The sequence below is a fragment of the Cupriavidus sp. 86D6 genome (assembly GCF_057815095.1).
Genome location: NZ_JBYPSB010000002.1, coordinates 748,036 through 764,148 on the forward strand (window position 1 = coordinate 748,036; position 16,113 = coordinate 764,148).

Annotated in this window: 18 protein-coding genes; 12 read left to right on the forward strand and 6 right to left on the reverse strand. The window is 66.1% G+C overall.

Features of this window, described 5'->3' with window-relative positions; all coding sequences use genetic code 11:
• Positions 1-6: 6 nt before the first annotated feature.
• From AC3G88_RS08535 to ftsB, 3 genes are all read left to right on the forward strand, one after another.
• Positions 7-297 carry a DUF1330 domain-containing protein gene (locus tag AC3G88_RS08535; RefSeq protein ID WP_153948919.1) on the forward strand — a complete coding sequence of 97 codons (291 nt, stop codon included), beginning with the start codon at positions 7-9 and terminating at the stop codon, positions 295-297.
• Positions 298-360: 63 nt separating this feature from the next.
• The gene (gene eno / locus AC3G88_RS08540; protein WP_153948918.1) at positions 361-1,650 is read left to right on the forward strand and encodes a phosphopyruvate hydratase; all 1,290 of its coding nucleotides are present in this window, start codon (positions 361-363) and stop codon (positions 1,648-1,650) included.
• 241 nt (positions 1,651-1,891) lie between these two features.
• Positions 1,892-2,233 carry a cell division protein FtsB gene (gene ftsB / locus AC3G88_RS08545; RefSeq protein ID WP_153948917.1) on the forward strand — a complete coding sequence of 114 codons (342 nt, stop codon included), beginning with the start codon at positions 1,892-1,894 and terminating at the stop codon, positions 2,231-2,233.
• Positions 2,234-2,323: 90 nt separating this feature from the next.
• Here the strand turns inward: ftsB and AC3G88_RS08550 are convergent, their stop codons facing one another.
• From AC3G88_RS08550 to AC3G88_RS08560, 3 genes are all read right to left on the reverse strand, one after another.
• Positions 2,324-2,734 carry a hypothetical protein gene (locus AC3G88_RS08550; protein ID WP_488771315.1) on the reverse strand — a complete coding sequence of 137 codons (411 nt, stop codon included), beginning with the start codon at positions 2,732-2,734 and terminating at the stop codon, positions 2,324-2,326.
• A 167-nt stretch (positions 2,735-2,901) separates the two neighbouring features.
• Positions 2,902-3,906: an Hsp33 family molecular chaperone HslO gene (hslO, locus tag AC3G88_RS08555; protein WP_488771317.1), complete on the reverse strand. Its 1,005-nt coding sequence runs from the start codon at positions 3,904-3,906 to the stop codon at positions 2,902-2,904.
• Positions 3,907-3,953: 47 nt separating this feature from the next.
• Positions 3,954-4,478, reverse strand: a complete 525-nt coding sequence (locus AC3G88_RS08560) for a gamma carbonic anhydrase family protein (RefSeq protein WP_066738778.1) — start codon at positions 4,476-4,478, stop codon at positions 3,954-3,956.
• A 132-nt stretch (positions 4,479-4,610) separates the two neighbouring features.
• On the opposite strand from AC3G88_RS08560, the gene AC3G88_RS08565 reads away from it, so the two are divergent.
• Entirely contained in the window at positions 4,611-5,495 is an 885-nt protein-coding gene (locus AC3G88_RS08565) for a ferritin-like domain-containing protein (RefSeq protein WP_488771318.1), read from the forward strand.
• On the opposite strand, the gene AC3G88_RS08570 is transcribed toward AC3G88_RS08565, so the two are convergent.
• Positions 5,492-7,231: an acetate--CoA ligase gene (locus tag AC3G88_RS08570; protein ID WP_488771319.1), complete on the reverse strand. Its 1,740-nt coding sequence runs from the start codon at positions 7,229-7,231 to the stop codon at positions 5,492-5,494. The two genes, AC3G88_RS08565 and AC3G88_RS08570, sit on opposite strands and share 4 nt — an antisense overlap.
• Before the next feature lie 145 nt (positions 7,232-7,376).
• Between AC3G88_RS08570 and AC3G88_RS08575 the strand changes: the two genes are divergently transcribed.
• Positions 7,377-8,270 (forward strand): alpha/beta fold hydrolase, encoded by an 894-nt coding sequence (locus AC3G88_RS08575; RefSeq protein ID WP_488771321.1) that lies wholly within the window; start codon positions 7,377-7,379, stop codon positions 8,268-8,270.
• An 81-nt stretch (positions 8,271-8,351) separates the two neighbouring features.
• On the opposite strand, the gene AC3G88_RS08580 is transcribed toward AC3G88_RS08575, so the two are convergent.
• On the reverse strand, positions 8,352-9,419 hold the full coding sequence (locus tag AC3G88_RS08580) for an NAD(P)/FAD-dependent oxidoreductase (protein ID WP_488771322.1): 1,068 nt from the start codon (positions 9,417-9,419) through the stop codon (positions 8,352-8,354).
• Positions 9,420-9,539: 120 nt separating this feature from the next.
• On the opposite strand from AC3G88_RS08580, the gene AC3G88_RS08585 reads away from it, so the two are divergent.
• From AC3G88_RS08585 to AC3G88_RS08615, 7 genes are all read left to right on the forward strand, one after another.
• On the forward strand, positions 9,540-10,385 hold the full coding sequence (locus AC3G88_RS08585) for a 3',5'-nucleoside bisphosphate phosphatase (protein ID WP_488771323.1): 846 nt from the start codon (positions 9,540-9,542) through the stop codon (positions 10,383-10,385).
• Positions 10,386-10,416: 31 nt separating this feature from the next.
• Entirely contained in the window at positions 10,417-11,052 is a 636-nt protein-coding gene (locus AC3G88_RS08590) for an L-threonylcarbamoyladenylate synthase (RefSeq protein ID WP_153948910.1), read from the forward strand.
• Between the two features lie 103 nt (positions 11,053-11,155).
• Positions 11,156-11,821: a site-2 protease family protein gene (locus AC3G88_RS08595; RefSeq protein WP_092596242.1), complete on the forward strand. Its 666-nt coding sequence runs from the start codon at positions 11,156-11,158 to the stop codon at positions 11,819-11,821.
• A 60-nt stretch (positions 11,822-11,881) separates the two neighbouring features.
• A complete protein-coding gene (locus tag AC3G88_RS08600; RefSeq protein WP_488771324.1) occupies positions 11,882-12,451 on the forward strand; it encodes a class I SAM-dependent methyltransferase in 570 nt (189 codons plus the stop codon).
• A 168-nt stretch (positions 12,452-12,619) separates the two neighbouring features.
• A complete protein-coding gene (gene dapA / locus AC3G88_RS08605) occupies positions 12,620-13,504 on the forward strand; it encodes a 4-hydroxy-tetrahydrodipicolinate synthase (protein ID WP_488771325.1) in 885 nt (294 codons plus the stop codon).
• Between the two features lie 58 nt (positions 13,505-13,562).
• Positions 13,563-14,813, forward strand: a complete 1,251-nt coding sequence (gene bamC / locus AC3G88_RS08610; RefSeq protein ID WP_488771326.1) for an NlpB/DapX family lipoprotein — start codon at positions 13,563-13,565, stop codon at positions 14,811-14,813.
• 67 nt (positions 14,814-14,880) lie between these two features.
• On the forward strand, positions 14,881-15,669 hold the full coding sequence (locus AC3G88_RS08615) for an MBL fold metallo-hydrolase (protein ID WP_488771327.1): 789 nt from the start codon (positions 14,881-14,883) through the stop codon (positions 15,667-15,669).
• 98 nt (positions 15,670-15,767) lie between these two features.
• On the opposite strand, the gene AC3G88_RS08620 is transcribed toward AC3G88_RS08615, so the two are convergent.
• Positions 15,768-16,007, reverse strand: coding sequence for a hypothetical protein (locus AC3G88_RS08620; protein WP_082926518.1), 240 nt, complete (start codon positions 16,005-16,007; stop codon positions 15,768-15,770).
• Between the last annotated feature and the right edge of the window lie 106 nt (positions 16,008-16,113).

Below are 16,113 nucleotides of genomic sequence, written 5' to 3' on the forward strand. Positions count from 1 at the left end.
TAGCGTATGGCCGCCGGCCTTATCATCGCGTACGTCGACGTGACGGATCCCCAGCAGTACGAGCAGTACAAGGTGCTTTCCACGCGGGCCATGCAGGCGCACGGCGCGCAGGTGCTGGTGCGGGGCGGCAAGACCGAGCCGCTCGAGGGGCAATGGGCGCCGACGCGCGTGGTGGTGCTGAAATTCCCGAGCTACGAGGCCGCCAAGGCCTTCTACGCCAGCGAGGAATACCTGGCAGCCCGCCAATCCCGCGAGCATGCGGCAAAGATGAACATGATCGTCGTGGAAGGCGTCTAAGACTTCCACCCGTCATCTGGCACGTAGAAGATTCACGAAGATTCAACAGTCCTGAGAGGAAATATGAGTGCAATCGTAGATATCATCGGTCGCGAGGTGCTGGACTCGCGCGGCAATCCCACTGTCGAGTGCGACGTGCTGCTGGAATCCGGCGTGATGGGCCGTGCCGCCGTGCCGTCGGGTGCATCGACCGGCTCGCGCGAAGCCATCGAACTGCGCGACGGCGACAAGTCGCGCTACCTGGGCAAGGGCGTGCTGAAGGCCGTCGAGCACATCAACACCGAGATCTCCGAAGCCATCATGGGCCTGGACGCTTCCGAGCAGGCGTTCCTGGACCGCACGCTGATCGAACTGGACGGCACCGAGAACAAGGGCCGCCTGGGCGCCAACGCCATGCTGGCCGTGTCGATGGCCGTGGCCAAGGCCGCCGCCGAAGAGGCTGGCCTGCCGCTGTACCGCTACTTCGGCGGTTCGGGCGCGATGCAGATGCCGGTGCCGATGATGAACATCGTCAACGGTGGCGCGCACGCCAACAACAGCCTGGACATCCAGGAATTCATGATCATGCCCGTGTCGCAGACCAGCTTCCGTGAAGCCCTGCGTTGCGGCGCCGAAGTGTTCCACGCGCTGAAGAAGATCCTGGCCGACAAGGGCATGTCGACGGCCGTGGGCGACGAAGGCGGATTCGCACCGAACTTCTCGTCGAACGAGGAATGCCTGAACACCATCGTGCAGGCGGTGGAAAAGGCCGGCTACAAGATGGGTGAAGACGTGCTGCTGGCGCTGGACTGCGCCGCCAGCGAGTTCTACCACGAGGCCGAAGACGTCTACGCGCTGGAAGGCGAAGGCCTGAAGCTGTCGTCGACGCAATTCGCCGACTACCTGGCCAACCTGTGCGACAAGTTCCCGATCGTGTCGATCGAGGACGGCATGGCAGAAGGCGACTGGGAAGGCTGGAAGACGCTGACCGAAAAGCTCGGCAAGCGCGTGCAACTGGTGGGTGATGACCTGTTCGTGACCAACACCAAGATCCTGAAGGAAGGCATCGAGAAGGGCATCGGCAACTCGATCCTGATCAAGATCAACCAGATCGGTACGCTGACCGAGACGTTCGCCGCCATCGAAATGGCCAAGCGCGCCGGCTACACCGCCGTGATCTCGCACCGTTCGGGCGAGACCGAGGACAGCACGATTGCCGACATCGCCGTGGGCACCAACGCTGGCCAGATCAAGACCGGCTCGCTGTCGCGTTCGGACCGTATCGCCAAGTACAACCAGCTGATCCGCATCGAGGAAGATCTGGGCGATATCGCCACGTACCCGGGCAAGAGCGCGTTCTACAACCTGCGCTGATCCCCCGAGCCTGCCGTCGGTGCGTGCCACCGGCGAGCCAACGAAAAACGCCGCTCCCGGGTTCGCCGGGGCGGCGTTTTTTGCGATCTGGTGTGGCGATTGTGCCGATATCCGGTGCCGCACGCACTGTTGTTGCGCTTTGTAGCGTCTTTTGTTTTGCAATCTGCGGCCGCATGATGGATCATTGGTGCCCATCGGAAACCTCCGACCACGCCATTATTCCATTGCGCCTTTTGCTCCGATGCGCCTGATTTCCCTGCTGTTGTTCGTGCTGTTGCTGGCCATTCAGTACCCGCTCTGGCTGGGCAAGGGCGGCTGGCTGCGCGTATGGGATCTGAATCGCCAGGTGGGCGAGCAGGTCACGCACAACCAGGCGCTGAAACTGCGCAACGCCAAGCTGGAAGGCGAAGTGAAGGACCTGCAGGATGGCACGGGCGCCATCGAAGAACGCGCCCGCTATGAACTCGGCATGGTCAAGGACGACGAGGTGTTCGTCCAGTTCGTGGCCCCGGCCCCGAAGGTCAGCGCCACGCCGCCACTGCCACCGCCTGCCAATTCCGTCGCCGGACGCGGCGGTCACTAGGCATCAGCCCCAGCGGGCGTCGTCCAGCAGGTGTCATCCAGTATCACAGCCGGCCGCGCAATGCGGCCGGTATCGTTTCCGGACGCCGCATCACCACCAGCCGCCGTATGGATAACCGCCGTAGCCGTAGCCCGGAAAGCCGAAGCCTACGCCGGCGCCCCAGCCACCGCCGCCGCCACCCCAACCGTTGTAGAACATGTTGACGCTCGTATTCGGGTAGTACGACGCGCGGCTCCATGCGGCCGCCGACTGCTGGTTGGCCATTACCGTGGCCTGCTCCTGAAGGATCTGCTGGTTCAGCACCCCCAGCCTCTGGCGCTCGGCGTCGCTAAGCGGGGCCGGGGGAATGGCATGGTCCGGCAATCGTGCCGTGGCCGGCACGCCGTCGGGGCTGCGCGGCACCGGCGCCGCACAGCCGGCGATCAATCCGGCAAGGGCCAGTACGCTGGCCACCTGGCAGGCCAGGGCAGGGGTCGATCTGGAACGAATGGTCGCTGTCATATCGGACTCCGTTCGAACGGCTGACGAACAAGCATGCCATTGGACCCGACCACCCGTGTGTGAGGTTCCGCACGGTAGGCGGACTCGATGGTTTTCCCCGGTTTCCCGGTTTCCCGGGCGCTTCCGGGGTTCCCGCCCCGATCTACCTGAAAGGGGCGAGCGGCAACTCAATGCTGTTGCTTGGCACCCTCGCCGGCGCCCGTGGCCACCGGCGCGGTGAACAGCTGGGCGGCGTCCACGGGATCGAACGCATAGCGCTGGCCGCAGAAATCGCAGTGGATCTCCACCTCGCCGCGCTCGGCGATGATCCCTTCGATTTCCTCCCGGCCCAGCGTCTGCAGCATGCCCGCCACTTTTTCGCGCGAACACGAGCACTGGAAGTGCGGTGTCATTGGCTCGAACACGCGCAGGCCCGCATTCTGCAGTTCTTCCCAGAACAGGCGGCGCAGCAGGGTATCCGGCGTTTCGGCCAGCAGTTCGTCTTCCTTCAGCGTGGCGCCCAACTGGCAGGCACGATCCCAGGTGTCCAGATCCTGGCCCTGTACTTCGTCGGTCAGCGCGCTGCCGGTCTCGCCGATCTGCGCGCCGGCCGTGCCGCCATACGACGGCAGCTTCTGCAGCAGCATGCCAGCCGCCACCTGGTCGTTGGACGCCAGCCACAGGCGCGTATCGAGCTGTTCGGACGCCTGCATGTAGTGTTCGAGCACCTCGGTCATGGTCGCCAGCGGGCCATGTTCGTCGGCCAGCGGCACGATGCCCTGGTAGGCCTGCTGGCCCGGCAGCTTGTCCTGGGGGTCCAGCGTGATGGCGAAGCGGCCCTTGCCATGCACGTTCACGAGCTGCTTGAGCGTGGCGTCGTCGGCAATCTCGGCGCCCTCGGCAATCTTGGCCGTGGCACGCAGCGACAGGTCGGACAGGCATTCCACCACCAGCATGCGCACCGGCCCGTCGCCGTGTACCTGCATGACCAGCGCGCCATTGAACTTCAGATTGGCGGACAGCAGCGCCGCGGCCGCGATCATCTCGCCCAGCACGCGCCGCACCGGCTCCGGATAGGCATGGCGGTTCAGCACCTCTTGCCAGGTGGATTCGATGCGTACCAGTTCGCCACGCACGGGCGCGGCATCGAACAGGAATTTCTGAAGCGTATCGGGATTCGAGGAGGCGGTCACGGTTCTGTCTAGCGGTTAAGTCGGCGTATCGGCTGCGTCCGGGGCGGTCAGCCGATGCGCTTGAGTTCGGTCTTGTATACGGCCTGCCGCTTCGCATACGTCTCGGCGTTGCGATAGAGGTTGGCCACGTCGGCGTCGGTCAGTTCGCGCACCACCTTGGCGGGCGCGCCCAGAATCAGCGAGCGGTCCGGGAACACCTTGTTCTCGGTGATCACGGCACCAGCGCCGACCAGGCATTCCTTGCCAATCACGGCGCCATTGAGCACCACGGCCTGGATGCCGATCAGCGAGCCTTCACCCACGGTGCAGCCATGCAGCATGGCCTGATGGCCCACCGACACCTTGTCGCCCAGCGTCAGCGGACGGCCCGGATCGGTGTGCAGCACCGAGCCTTCCTGGATGTTGGTGTCTTCGCCCACCACGATCGGCTCGTTGTCGCCGCGAATCACCACACCCGGCCAGGCGCTGGCACGCGCCTTGAGCGTCACGTTGCCGATGATGGTGGCTTCCGCCGCCACATAGGCGTCTTCGTGGATTTTCGGGGCGGTATCGCCGAGCTGGTAAAGCGCCATGGGGTCTCCTGCTGAATGTGCGTAATTGGGGATGGCCGCGCCGATTAAAAGAGCCCGCCGAAAGGGCCGGCCCGGGGACAAGCTTCGGGCGGGCAGGGGCTCTACAATGGCGGCTTCCCGAATTTTACGCCTATGCCAGTGATCGCACCCGCCGACATCGCGTCCACGCCACTTGTCGAGCCCTTGCCCGCAGCCGCCGCCCTGCCGGCCTCTGCGCGCCAGCGCGCACTGGACGTGCTATGCATGACCGATGCCCGGGCCAAGGCCGCGGCGGCCCGCGCCCTGTATGCCGCGCTGCTGGCCGGTGGGGATACCGTCGTGGACCCCGATGAAAGCCTTGTGGCGGCGCCAGGCGCGGTGCCTGGCCGCCCGGCGCGGCCCGAACTGGTGCCGCCGATGCGGGTGGAGCGGCGCCGGTCGATCCACACCACGGCCGGCCGCGCCAACATGATCCACGCGCTGTGCCATATCGAATTCAACGCGATCAACCTGGCACTCGACGCCGTCTGGCGTTTTTCCGGCATGCCGGCCGATTATTACCGGGACTGGCTGCGCGTGGCCGACGAAGAGGCCTATCACTTCACATTGCTGGCCGATCACCTGCAGACGCTGGGTGCCACCTATGGCGATTTCCCGGCGCACAACAGCCTGTGGGAGATGACCGACAAGACGGCGGGCGACGTGCTGGCCCGCATGGCGCTGGTGCCGCGCACGCTGGAGGCGCGCGGGCTCGATGCCTCGCCGCCGGTGCGGGCCAAACTGGCCGATGCCGGCGACGCAGCCGCCGCGGCGATCATCGACATCATCCTGCGCGACGAGGTGGGCCACGTGGCCATCGGAAACCACTGGTATCGCTGGCTCTGTACCCAGCGCGGGCTGGAGCCAGTGGCCACCTATGCGCAGCTGGCCGAGCAGTACAAGGCGCCGAAGCTGCGCGGGCCGTTCAACCTCGACGCCCGGCGCGAGGCGGGGTTCGACGAGGATGAACTGGCGTGGCTGGAGGCCTCGGCCGGCTAGTTCGCCCGATTCCCGGCCTGCTGCTGCGCGCGTTCCTGCTCCATCAGCCGCAGCACGCGGCGCTGGATCTTGCCCGTCGTCGTCATCGGCAACTGGTCGATGAATTCGATGGCCTTCGGGTATTCATAGGGCGCCAGCTGGCCGCGCACATGCTGCTGCAGCTCGGCCACCAGCGCCGCATCGTTGTCGAACGAGCGTGCCACGGCGGGCGTCAGCACGATGAACGCCTTGACGATGGCCCCGCGCTCGGGGTCTGGCGACGGCACCACGGCGCAGTTCGACACCGCCGGATGCTTGAGCAGGCAGTTCTCGATCTCGCTCGGCCCGATCCGATAGCCCGATGACTTGAATACGTCGTCGGCGCGGCCCTGATACCAGAGATAGCCCTCGGCATCCATGCGCGCCAGGTCGCCGGTGCGGCACCACCGCAGCCCGTCCGATTCCGAGTACTTGCCATCCGTGGCGGCCTCGTTCTTCCAGTAGCCCAGGAAGAATACGGGGTCGGGATGGCCGTGGACATCGGTGGCGCAGACGGCCACCTCGCCATCCTCGCCCGGCGCGCACGGGCGGCCTTCATCGTCGATCACGGCCACGCGGTGGCCCGGATAGGGGCGGCCCATCGACCCCGGCCGGGCCGGCCAGCCCAGGCGATTGTTGTCGTATTGCGCCGTGCAGTTGCCGACGATGTAGTTGATCTCGGTCTGGCCGAACATCTCGTTGACGATCACGCCCAGCGCGTCGCGGCACCATGTGAATACCGTCTCGCCCACGGCCTCGCCGGCGCTCATGATGGCGCGCAGCTTCAGATCGTATTTTTCCGATGGCGTCGGGCAGGCCTTCATCATCTGCTTGAGCGCGGTCGGGAACAGGAAGGTGTTGGTCACGCCGTAGCGTTCCAGCAGTTCGAAGGCGCGGTCGGCCGTAAAACGCCCCTGGTAGCCGACGATCGGACGGCCGAAATACAGCGCCGGCATCAGCGCATCCCACAGTCCGCCGGTCCAGGCCCAGTCGGCGGGGCTCCAGAACACGTCGTCATCCTGCGGATACCAGTTCTGCGAGCAGACAAAGCCGGTCAGGTTGCCGATCAGCGCGCGGTGCGGAATCAGCGCGCCCTTGGGCGGCCCCGTGGTGCCGCTGGTGTAGATCAGCACCGCGGCTTCGTCGGCCTTGGTCTGTTCGGCCGTGAAATCGGGCAGTTGGGCGGCCAGCAGGACGTCCCAGTCCAGGTCGCCGCGGCCGGTGGCCTGGCCGGCGCCGATGATGGTCTTCAGCGTGGGGCAGTCGGGGCGGGCGGCCAGCAGGTTGTCGATCGAGGTTTCGTCGGCAATGGCCACGCGCGTTTCGCTGTGGTCGATCCGGTAGGAAAGGGCTTCGGGACCGAACAGCATCGACAGCGGCATGGCAATCGCGCCAAGCTGATATACGGCCATGCCGGCGATGACCGTCTCGATGCGCTGGGGCATCACGATGGCCACGCGGTCGCCGCGCTGCACGCCAAGCGCGCGCAGCGCCCGCGACAGCCGGTTGGCCTCGGCCTGGATATGCGCATACGTGTATGACGCGCGCCGGCCGTCCTCGTGTTCGGTATGCACGGCGACGCGGCTGGCCGTGGCCGGGTCGCGCGCCCAGCGGCCGCAGCAGACTTCGGCCAGGTTGAAGAACGCGGGGACGTCCCAGTGGAACGATTCGTGCAGCGCGTGATAGTCGTCACGGCGCGTGGCCGGCAAGGCGGTCATGCAATTGTCTCCAATGTTCCCGCTCGCTTCAGATAGCCGTTTGGCTATAATCCGGCAAGCGAACGATCGTTCTATTTTTATCCGGGCCGCCGCGTGGCCATGGGCTGCGCGCGCATCGGAAGACCCGGGCAACAGGGCAGACACCATGACCATCACGGAAACTTCGCGTTCCGAATTTATCACGCTGCGCGGCCTGCGCACGCACGTCCGCCACTGGGGACAACCCGGCGCGCGCAAGCTGTTCATGCTGCATGGCTGGATGGATGTGGCAGCGTCGTTCCAGTTCCTGGTCGATGCGTTCCAGCGCGACTGGCATGTGATCGCCATGGACTGGCGCGGCTTTGGCGAATCCGATTACCCGACGCAGTACCCTGGCACGCGCTCGTACTGGTTCCCCGATTACGTGGCAGACCTGGAGGCGCTGCTCGACCATTACCAGCCCGAGGGGCAGGTAGACCTGGTGGGTCACAGCATGGGTGCCAACGTGGTGTGCATCTACGCCGGCGTCCGGCCCGAACGCGTGCGCCGCGTGGTGGACCTGGAAGGTTTCGGCCTGACGCGCACGCGGCCAGACCAGGCGCCAGCCCGCCTGGCGCGCTGGCTCGACGAACTGCGCACGCCGCCCGAACTGAAGACCTACGACAGCGAGGCCGCCGTGGCTGCACGGCTGCAGAAGACCAATCCGCGCCTGCCCGACGACCGCGCCGCCTTCCTGGCTGCGCACTGGTCACGCCGCAATGCAGCGGGCCGCTGGGAGATCCTGGGCGACGGCGCGCACAAGATGACCAACCCGACGCTGTACCGCATCGACGAGATCATGGCGATCTGGGAAAAGGTGGCCGCGCCGGTGCTGCACGTGGAAGCGCGCGATTCGGCAACGCTCAAGCACATCGCCCACAAGCAGAGTATCGACGAGTTCAAGGAGCGGTTCCGCGCCTTTCCGGATTTCAGGGAAGTGCTGGTCGATGACGCCGGGCACATGCTGCACCACGACCAGCCGAAGGTGGTGGCGGGGTTGATCGAGGACTTCTTGGGGTAAGTGTTGGGGAATTTACCCCTGGTTTGCTTCCCTCTCCCACTCGTGGGACAGGGGAGCAAACACCCAGCCACTCGCGCTGGATCAAGCGTGCGTCAGCTTTTCCTTCAGCGCCGGGTTGTTGCTGGTGTGCATATGCACCAGCGCCTTGTCGGGGATGGCGTAGTGATACGCCTTGCGCAGCGCCAGCGCGGCTTCGTGGAAGCCCGACAGGATCAGCTTCTGCTTGTTTGGATAAACGGCGATGTCTCCGGCCGCAAAGATGCCGCGGCGCGAGGTTTCGTACGTGGTGGTGTTCTCGATGTGGATGCGGCCGGCGTGCATGTCCAGATCCCACTGGGCGATCGGCCCCGGTTCGGACACCAGCCCGTACAGCGCGACGAGTTCGTCGGCCTCGATGGTGCGGTCGCCATCGCGGGTCTTGATGCCGGCGTGGGTGAGGGCGCCGGCGTCGTCGGTTTGCAGGCTGCCGAGCATGCCGACCACAAAATCCATCTCGCCCGCGTCAACGGCGGCGCGCATCGCGCCCACCGTGTGATCGGCGGCACGAAAGCCTTCGCGCCGGTGCAGCAGCGTGACGCGTGCCGCCACCTTGCGCAGCGCCAGCGCCCAGTCCAGCGCGGAATCGCCGCCGCCGGCCACGATCACGCGCTTGCCGGCGAAGCGCGACACGTCGCGCACGGCGTAGTGCACATGCCGGTCTTCCAGCGCGGCGGCCTCGGGCAGCGACACGCGCTGCGGGGCGAACGCCCCGGCACCCGCGCAGATCAGCACCGCCGCCACGTCGAATCGCTTGCCGCCATCGGTCGTGATCAGCAGGCGCGGATGGCCATCGGCGCCGTGGGTGTCGCTGACCGACTGCGCACGCTGGCTGAAGTGCATCGGAAACGCGAACGGCGCGCACTGTTCGAGCAGGCGGTCCACCAGTTCCTGCGCCAGGCAGCCCGGCACGGCGGGAATGTCATAGATCGGCTTTTCTGGATAGAGCTCGGTGCATTGGCCGCCGGCGCGGTCCAGCACGTCGATCAGCTCGCACTTGAGCCCGAGCACGCCGGCCTGGAACGCCGCGAACAGGCCCACGGGGCCGGCGCCGACGATCAGCACGTCGGTCTGGATGGTTTCCGGGGGCGTGGCGGCGGGCGTGGAGGACATGGCGGGAAGCGGAAAAATGCGGTGTGGACAGGCCCCATCATACCTTGCGTGCCACGGCAATCCGGGCACACCACCTTTGACGGCAGGGCTAAAAAAGCCTGCCGGGAGTAGAATATGCCCATGCAAAACGCCCATGCCATCAACGCCGACCTGCACTGCCATTCCACCGTGTCCGACGGGATGTTGTCACCGTCCCAGGTGGCCGCACGTGCGCACGCCGGCGGCGTGGCGTTCTGGGCGCTGACCGACCACGACGAGGTGGGCGGCCAGGCCGAAGCCCGTGCCGCCGCCGAATCGCTGGGCATGCGCTATGTGCCTGGCGTGGAGATTTCGGTCACCTGGGCCGGGCAGACCGTGCACATCGTCGGCCTGCAGATCGATCCGTTCAACGCGGACCTGATCGATGGCCTGGCCCGCACCCGCGACGGCCGTGCGCGCCGTGCGCAGGACATCGGCGAGGCACTGGCAAAAATCGGCATCCCCGGCGCCTACGAAGGCGCGCTGCGCCACGTCGGCAATCCCGACCTCATTTCGCGCACGCACTTTGCGCGCTGGCTGGTGGATGAGGGCCGCTGCAAGACCATCGGTGATGTGTTCAGCGAATACCTGTCGGAAGGCCGCCCGGGCTTCGTGCCGCACCGCTGGTCGTCTTTGAAAGACGCCGTGGGCTGGATTCGCGGCGCCGGCGGCATTGCGGTGATGGCGCACCCGGGTCGCTACAACTACACCGATTTGCAACACGACGCGCTGTTCGACGAATTCACGCAACTGGGCGGCCGCGCGGTGGAGGTAGTGACCGGCAGCCATACGCCCGACCAGTTCCGCCGTTACGCCGATGTGGCGCGCCACTATGGCCTGCTGGCGTCGCGCGGATCGGATTTCCACGGCCCCGGCGAGGGCCGGGTGGAAATCGGCACGCTGCCGCCGCTGCCGTCGGACGTCACACCGGTCTGGTACGACTGGTAAACCGCCCCTTCCCCCGAAAGCCGCGCCCCTCATGTCCCAGTACTTCGAGATCCATCCCGACAACCCGCAGGCGCGGCTGGTGAAGCAGGCCGCGCAGATCGTGCAGAAGGGCGGTCTGATCGCGCTGCCCACCGATTCCAGCTACGCGCTGGCCTGCCAGCTCGACGACAAGTCTGCCGTGGAACGCCTGCGCCGGCTGCGCGGCATCGACGAAAAGCACCATCTGACGCTGATGTGCAGCGACCTGTCGGAACTCGGCAACTTCGCCCGGGTCGATAACCGCCAGTACCGCTGGATCAAGGGCGCCACGCCGGGTCCGTACGTGTTCATCCTGGAGGCGACCAAGGAAGTGCCCAGGCGGCTGTCGCACCCGGCGCGCAAGACCATCGGCGTGCGCGTGCCCGATCACCTGATTCCGCTGGCGCTGGTGGCCGAGCTCGGGCAGCCGCTGATTTCGGCCACGCTCCAGCTGCCCGGCGACGAGGCGCCGATGAACGAACCGGCCGAAATCCGTGCGCGGCTGGAAAAACAGATCGACCTGGTGATTTGTGGCGGCCCGGCGCCGGCCCAGCCGACCACGGTGATCGACCTGACCAGCGGCGAACCGGAACTGGTTCGTGCCGGGCGGGGCGATGTGGAGCGATTCGGACTGACGGCCGCCGCCTGATCCTGCCCGCCTTGTCATTTGACCTGTCGTTTCTGATACATACCGTACATCCACGGACATGCCGGACAGCCTTGGGCGCCGGCGGCCCAATAGAATAGTTCGCATGGATTCCTCGATCGTCCAGACCTTTGCCGTATATGCGCTGCCCGTGCTGTTCGCCATCACGCTGCATGAGGCCGCGCATGGCTTCGTGGCCAGGTATTTCGGCGACGACACCGCCTGGCTGCTCGGGCGCGTCAGCCTGAACCCGATCCGCCATATCGATCCGATCGGCACCGTGGCCGTGCCGCTGCTGCTGTATTTCCTGACCGCCGGACAGTTCGTGTTCGGGTTTGCCAAGCCCGTGCCGGTGGTGTTCAGCCACCTGCGCAACCCGCGCTGGCATGGCATGTGGGTGGCGCTGGCCGGGCCCGGCAGCAATATCGTCCAGGCGTTCCTGTGGGCGCTGATCGCCGTTGGCCTGGCGCTGGCGCAGATCCAGGAGCCGTTCTGGAGCCAGATGGCCCGCGCCGGCGTGCTGGTCAACACCGTGGTGGCCGCGTTCAACCTGTTCCCCATCCCGCCGCTCGATGGCGGCCGCGTGCTGACGGCCTTTCTGCCGCGCCGCATGGCCGAGGCGGTGGGCCGTGTCGAGCCCTACGGCATCTTCATCGTGCTGGCGCTGGTGGCCGCCGGCGTCATCACGCGGATCTGGATGCAGCCGGTGATGACGGTGCTGCTGTCGATCGTCGAACTGATGCTGCGCCCGGTGCTGATGGTGCTGCAGTAGCGCGCGCCGGGTGCCTTCTCGTGCCGGCTTGCCGGTTCCCTCCTTTTTCCGTTCCGCTCCATGCACTCCCAGCTTGCCGCGCCTTCCACCTGGCTGACCCGATGGGCCCACCTGATCCGGCCCGGCGGCCGCGTCCTTGACCTGGCCTGCGGCAGTGGGCGGCACGCCGCGTGGCTGGCAAGGCAGGGGTTTGCGGTGCTGGCCGTGGACCGCGATGCCGAGGCCGTCGCCGGGCTGCCGGCCGGCATCGAGGGGCGGGTGGCCGATCTGGAGCAGGGCGCGTGGCCCCTGGCGGACGCCGGGCGGTTCGATGCCGTGGTGGTCACCAACTATCTGCACCGGCCGCTCTGGCCGCATCTGCTGGACGCGCTGGCGCCGGGCGGCGTGCTGATCTACGAGACTTTCGCGGCCGGCAACGAGACGGTCGGCAAGCCGTCGCGGCCCGATTTCCTGCTGCGGCCCGGCGAACTGCTGGAAGTGACCCGCGGCGTGTTGCGCGTGACGGGTTACGAGGACGGCACGCTGGCGGCGCCGCGCGAGGCCTTCGTGCAGCGGATTTGTGCCGTCCACGAGGCGTCCGGCAGGGCGCCGGAGGCGCCGCCGCCGCGTTATCCGTTACCTGTGGCGTAACCGGGCGGCCGCCGCCGTGAGGCGCCGGGGGCCCAGCACAGGCTGTTGGCGAGACCGGCGCGCCACACGTTACGCCCGCTAACGTTTTCCCTCACTGATAGGGGGTCCGGAGGCCCTGACGGTTCCGGTACAATCCCGTTTGTTCGAATTTCCCGAATTCCCTGAGATATGACACAGATTACCGGCAGCATCGTGGCCATCGTCACCCCGATGCATGAGGATGGCAGCCTGGATTACCCGGCCCTGCGCGCCCTCATCGACTGGCATGCGGCGGAAGGCACCGATGGCATCGTGATCGTGGGCACCACGGGCGAGTCGCCGACGGTCAACGTCGAGGAGCATTGCGAACTGATCCGCGTGGCAGTCCAGCAGTCGGCTGGCCGTGTGCCCATCATCGCCGGGACCGGCGGCAATTCCACGAAGGAAGCCATCGAACTGACCGCCTTCGCGAAGAAGGTGGGTGCCGATGCGTCGCTGCAGGTCGTGCCGTACTACAACAAGCCGACGCAGGAAGGCATGTACCGCCATTTCCGCACCATCGCGGAAGCCGTTGACCTGCCGGTGCTGCTCTACAATGTGCCCGGCCGTACCGTGGCGGACATGAACAACGAGACGATCCTACGCCTGGCGCAGGTGCCGGGCATCGTTGGCGTGAAGGAAGCCACCGGCAATATCGACCGTGCCGCGCAGCTGATCAAGGACGCCCCCGATACCTTCGCCATCTACAGCGGCGACGATCCCACCGCGGTGGCGCTGATCCTGCTCGGTGGCAAGGGCAATATCTCGGTCACCGCCAACGTGGCGCCGCGCAAGATGCACGAGATGTGCGTCGCGGCCCTGAAGGGCGATGTGGTGACGGCCCGCCGTCTGCACATGGAACTGATCGACCTCAACCGTGCGATGTTCGTCGAGGCCAATCCGATTCCCGTCAAGTGGGCGCTCCAGCAGATGGGCAAGATGGCAGGCGGCATCCGCCTGCCGTTGACCCCGCTGGCGGAAGGCCAGCACGAAACCGTGCGCCGCGCGCTGGCAGCGGCCGGCCTGCTGGGCTGAGATTCGCCGGCTGAACGTTCGGCTATTCGCCGATTCTTGAAACCAGGATTACGTGTCAATGAAACAGAAGCTTAACCGTCGCGGCGCGACGCAGATCCGCCGTGTCGCCGTGGTTGCGCCCGTGCTGGCGCTGACGCTGATTGCCGGCTGCAGCAGCATCAATGAAGCCATGCAGCCCGACAAGATCGACTACAAGTCCCAGGGCAAGAAGACCGCGTCGCTGGACATTCCGCCGGACCTGACCAAGCTCGAAGGCGACCGCCGCTATACCGTGCCCGACGCCGCCGGTACGTCGACGCTGTCGAACTACCAGCAGGCCACCAAGACGCGCGAAGCCGAACCGGCGACCAACGTGCTGCCGTCCTCGCAGGGCATCCGCATGGAGCGTGACGGCAACCAGCGCTGGCTCGTCATCAGCAATGGCATGCGTGCCGACCAGCTGTGGGAGTCGCTGCGCGGCTTCTGGCAGGAAAACGGCTTCCTGCTGACGCAGGACTCGCCGCAGACCGGCATCATGGAGACGGACTGGGCCGAGAACCGCGCCAAGATTCCGCAGGACATCATCCGCAACACGATCGGCAAGGTGTTCGACGGCCTGTACTCGACGTCCGAGCGCGACAAGTTCCGTACGCGTGTGGAGCGCGCCCAGAACGGCCAGCTCGAAGTGTTCATCAGCCACCGTGGCGCGCAGGAACAGCTGACCGGCGTCGACAAGTCGACCACGGTCTGGACGCCGCGTCCGGCCGATCCGGAACTGGAAGCCGAATTCCTGTCGCGTCTGGCGCAGCGCCTGGGCGTGCAGAAGGAGCAGGCCAACCAGATGGCCAAGAACCCGACGCCGGTGGGCAATGCTGCGGCCGCCGCAGCCCCCGCACCGTCGGGCGATGCCACGGGTATCGGTGCCGCCGCGGCAACCGGTGCGGCGACGGCCAGCGCAGCCGAAACCAAGTCGTTCCTGGCGCAGGTCAATGGCGCGCCGGCACTGCAACTGCCGGAGCCGTTCGATCGCGCATGGCGCTCGGTCGGCCTGTCGCTGGATCGCGTGAACTTCACGGTGGAAGATCGCGACCGCGCGCAAGGCCTGTACTACGTGCGCTACGTGGATCCGAAGCAGGCAGTGGACGATCGCGGCTTCTTCTCCAAGCTGTTCACCAAGCCCAACGACGGCAAGACCGCGAAGAAGTATCGCGTGTCGCTGAAGGGCAATGGCACGGGCACGACGGTCACGGTGCAGAACGATGCCGGCCAGCCGGAAAACACCGAGATCAGCAAGCGTATCCTGTCGCTGCTGGACGAACAGCTGCACTGATGGTCGTCTGTCGTCCATCGATCCCGACGGCGCCCGCCGTCGGGCATCTCCCCAGGCGAGCGCATCCATGATGCGCTTTGCTTTTTTGGGAAGTGGCAGCGAAGGCAATTCGCTGCTGATCGAGGCCGGCGAGGGCGCGTCCGTGACGCGTGTGCTGCTCGACTGTGGCTTCGGCATCAAGGAAACGGCGCGTCGTCTTGAGCGCCTGGGTGTATCCCCCACGCAACTCCACGCGGTGCTGGTCACCCACGAGCACGGCGACCATGTAGGCTCTGCCTACGCGTTTGCCGCGCGCCACAAGCTGCCTGTCCATACGAGTCACGGCACCTGGCTGGCCACTTCGCATATGCGTGGCGCGGACCAGGCCGACGTGCGGGTATGTTGCGCCGATCACGTGTTTTCGGTGGGTGCCCTTCAGATCCATCCCTATACCGTGCCGCACGATGCGCGCGAGCCGCTGCAGTTCGTGCTGACCGATGGCGATGCCCGGCTTGGTGTGCTGACCGATGCCGGCATGGAAACGCCCTACGTCACCGCCCGGCTCGCAGGCGTCCATGCGTTGGTCCTGGAATGCAACCATGACCGCGACATGCTGGCCAACTCAGTGTATCCGTGGTCGCTGAAGCGGCGAATCGGGGGCGACTTCGGCCACCTGGCCAACGATATCGCGGCCGCCATCCTGTCGCAGGTGACCCACGCAGGCTTGTCGCGCGTGGTGGCGGCGCACCTGAGCAAGCAGAACAATACCCGCGAACTCGCCGCGGGCGCGCTGGCCACGGTGCTGGGCGTACTGCCTGATGAAATTCTGATCGCCGATCAGGAAGAGGGGTTGGGCTGGCAGCCCGTGCGGGCATAATCGGCGAGCGCCGATCCTGCTAATAGAGAGGCGTCAGATAATCGCCAAAACAAAAAGCCGACCCGAAGGTCGGCTTTTTGTTTTTCGGAAAGATCCGATTACTGCTTGGCAGCCGGAGCCGAAGCGTCAGCAGCCGGAGCCGAAGCGTCGGCAGCCGGGGCCGAAGCGTCAGCAGCCGGAGCAGCAGCTGCGGGAGCCGAAGCGTCAGCAGCCGGAGCAGCAGCGGCGGGAGCCGAAGCGGCGGTGTCAGCGGCGGGTGCAGCGGCTTCTTCCTTCTTGCCGCAAGCGGCCAGAGCAACAGCAGCCAGCAGGGATGCGATCAGGAGAGACTTCTTCATTGTTCGTCCTTTAACTTTTAATAAAACGAAAACAGGCGATGAATAATTACCGGTAATTATCGCTCTTGTACTGCAAATATGAGGCTCTCCCGGGTGCCGACAGTGC

Excerpts from the sequence above, each read along its gene's own strand:
- AC3G88_RS08535 (WP_153948919.1), top strand. The coding sequence starts at position 7 with ATGGCCGCCGGCCTTATCATCGCGTACGTCGACGTGACGGATCCCCAG.
- eno (WP_153948918.1), top strand. The coding sequence starts at position 361 with ATGAGTGCAATCGTAGATATCATCGGTCGCGAGGTGCTGGACTCGCGC.
- ftsB (WP_153948917.1), top strand. The coding sequence starts at position 1,892 with ATGCGCCTGATTTCCCTGCTGTTGTTCGTGCTGTTGCTGGCCATTCAG.
- AC3G88_RS08550 (WP_488771315.1), bottom strand. The coding sequence starts at position 2,734 with ATGACAGCGACCATTCGTTCCAGATCGACCCCTGCCCTGGCCTGCCAG.
- AC3G88_RS08560 (WP_066738778.1), bottom strand. The coding sequence starts at position 4,478 with ATGGCGCTTTACCAGCTCGGCGATACCGCCCCGAAAATCCACGAAGAC.
- AC3G88_RS08565 (WP_488771318.1), top strand. The coding sequence starts at position 4,611 with ATGCCAGTGATCGCACCCGCCGACATCGCGTCCACGCCACTTGTCGAG.
- AC3G88_RS08570 (WP_488771319.1), bottom strand. The coding sequence starts at position 7,231 with ATGACCGCCTTGCCGGCCACGCGCCGTGACGACTATCACGCGCTGCAC.
- AC3G88_RS08575 (WP_488771321.1), top strand. The coding sequence starts at position 7,377 with ATGACCATCACGGAAACTTCGCGTTCCGAATTTATCACGCTGCGCGGC.
- AC3G88_RS08580 (WP_488771322.1), bottom strand. The coding sequence starts at position 9,419 with ATGTCCTCCACGCCCGCCGCCACGCCCCCGGAAACCATCCAGACCGAC.
- AC3G88_RS08585 (WP_488771323.1), top strand. The coding sequence starts at position 9,540 with ATGCAAAACGCCCATGCCATCAACGCCGACCTGCACTGCCATTCCACC.
- AC3G88_RS08590 (WP_153948910.1), top strand. The coding sequence starts at position 10,417 with ATGTCCCAGTACTTCGAGATCCATCCCGACAACCCGCAGGCGCGGCTG.
- AC3G88_RS08595 (WP_092596242.1), top strand. The coding sequence starts at position 11,156 with ATGGATTCCTCGATCGTCCAGACCTTTGCCGTATATGCGCTGCCCGTG.
- AC3G88_RS08600 (WP_488771324.1), top strand. The coding sequence starts at position 11,882 with ATGCACTCCCAGCTTGCCGCGCCTTCCACCTGGCTGACCCGATGGGCC.
- dapA (WP_488771325.1), top strand. The coding sequence starts at position 12,620 with ATGACACAGATTACCGGCAGCATCGTGGCCATCGTCACCCCGATGCAT.
- bamC (WP_488771326.1), top strand. The coding sequence starts at position 13,563 with ATGAAACAGAAGCTTAACCGTCGCGGCGCGACGCAGATCCGCCGTGTC.
- AC3G88_RS08615 (WP_488771327.1), top strand. The coding sequence starts at position 14,881 with ATGATGCGCTTTGCTTTTTTGGGAAGTGGCAGCGAAGGCAATTCGCTG.
- AC3G88_RS08620 (WP_082926518.1), bottom strand. The coding sequence starts at position 16,007 with ATGAAGAAGTCTCTCCTGATCGCATCCCTGCTGGCTGCTGTTGCTCTG.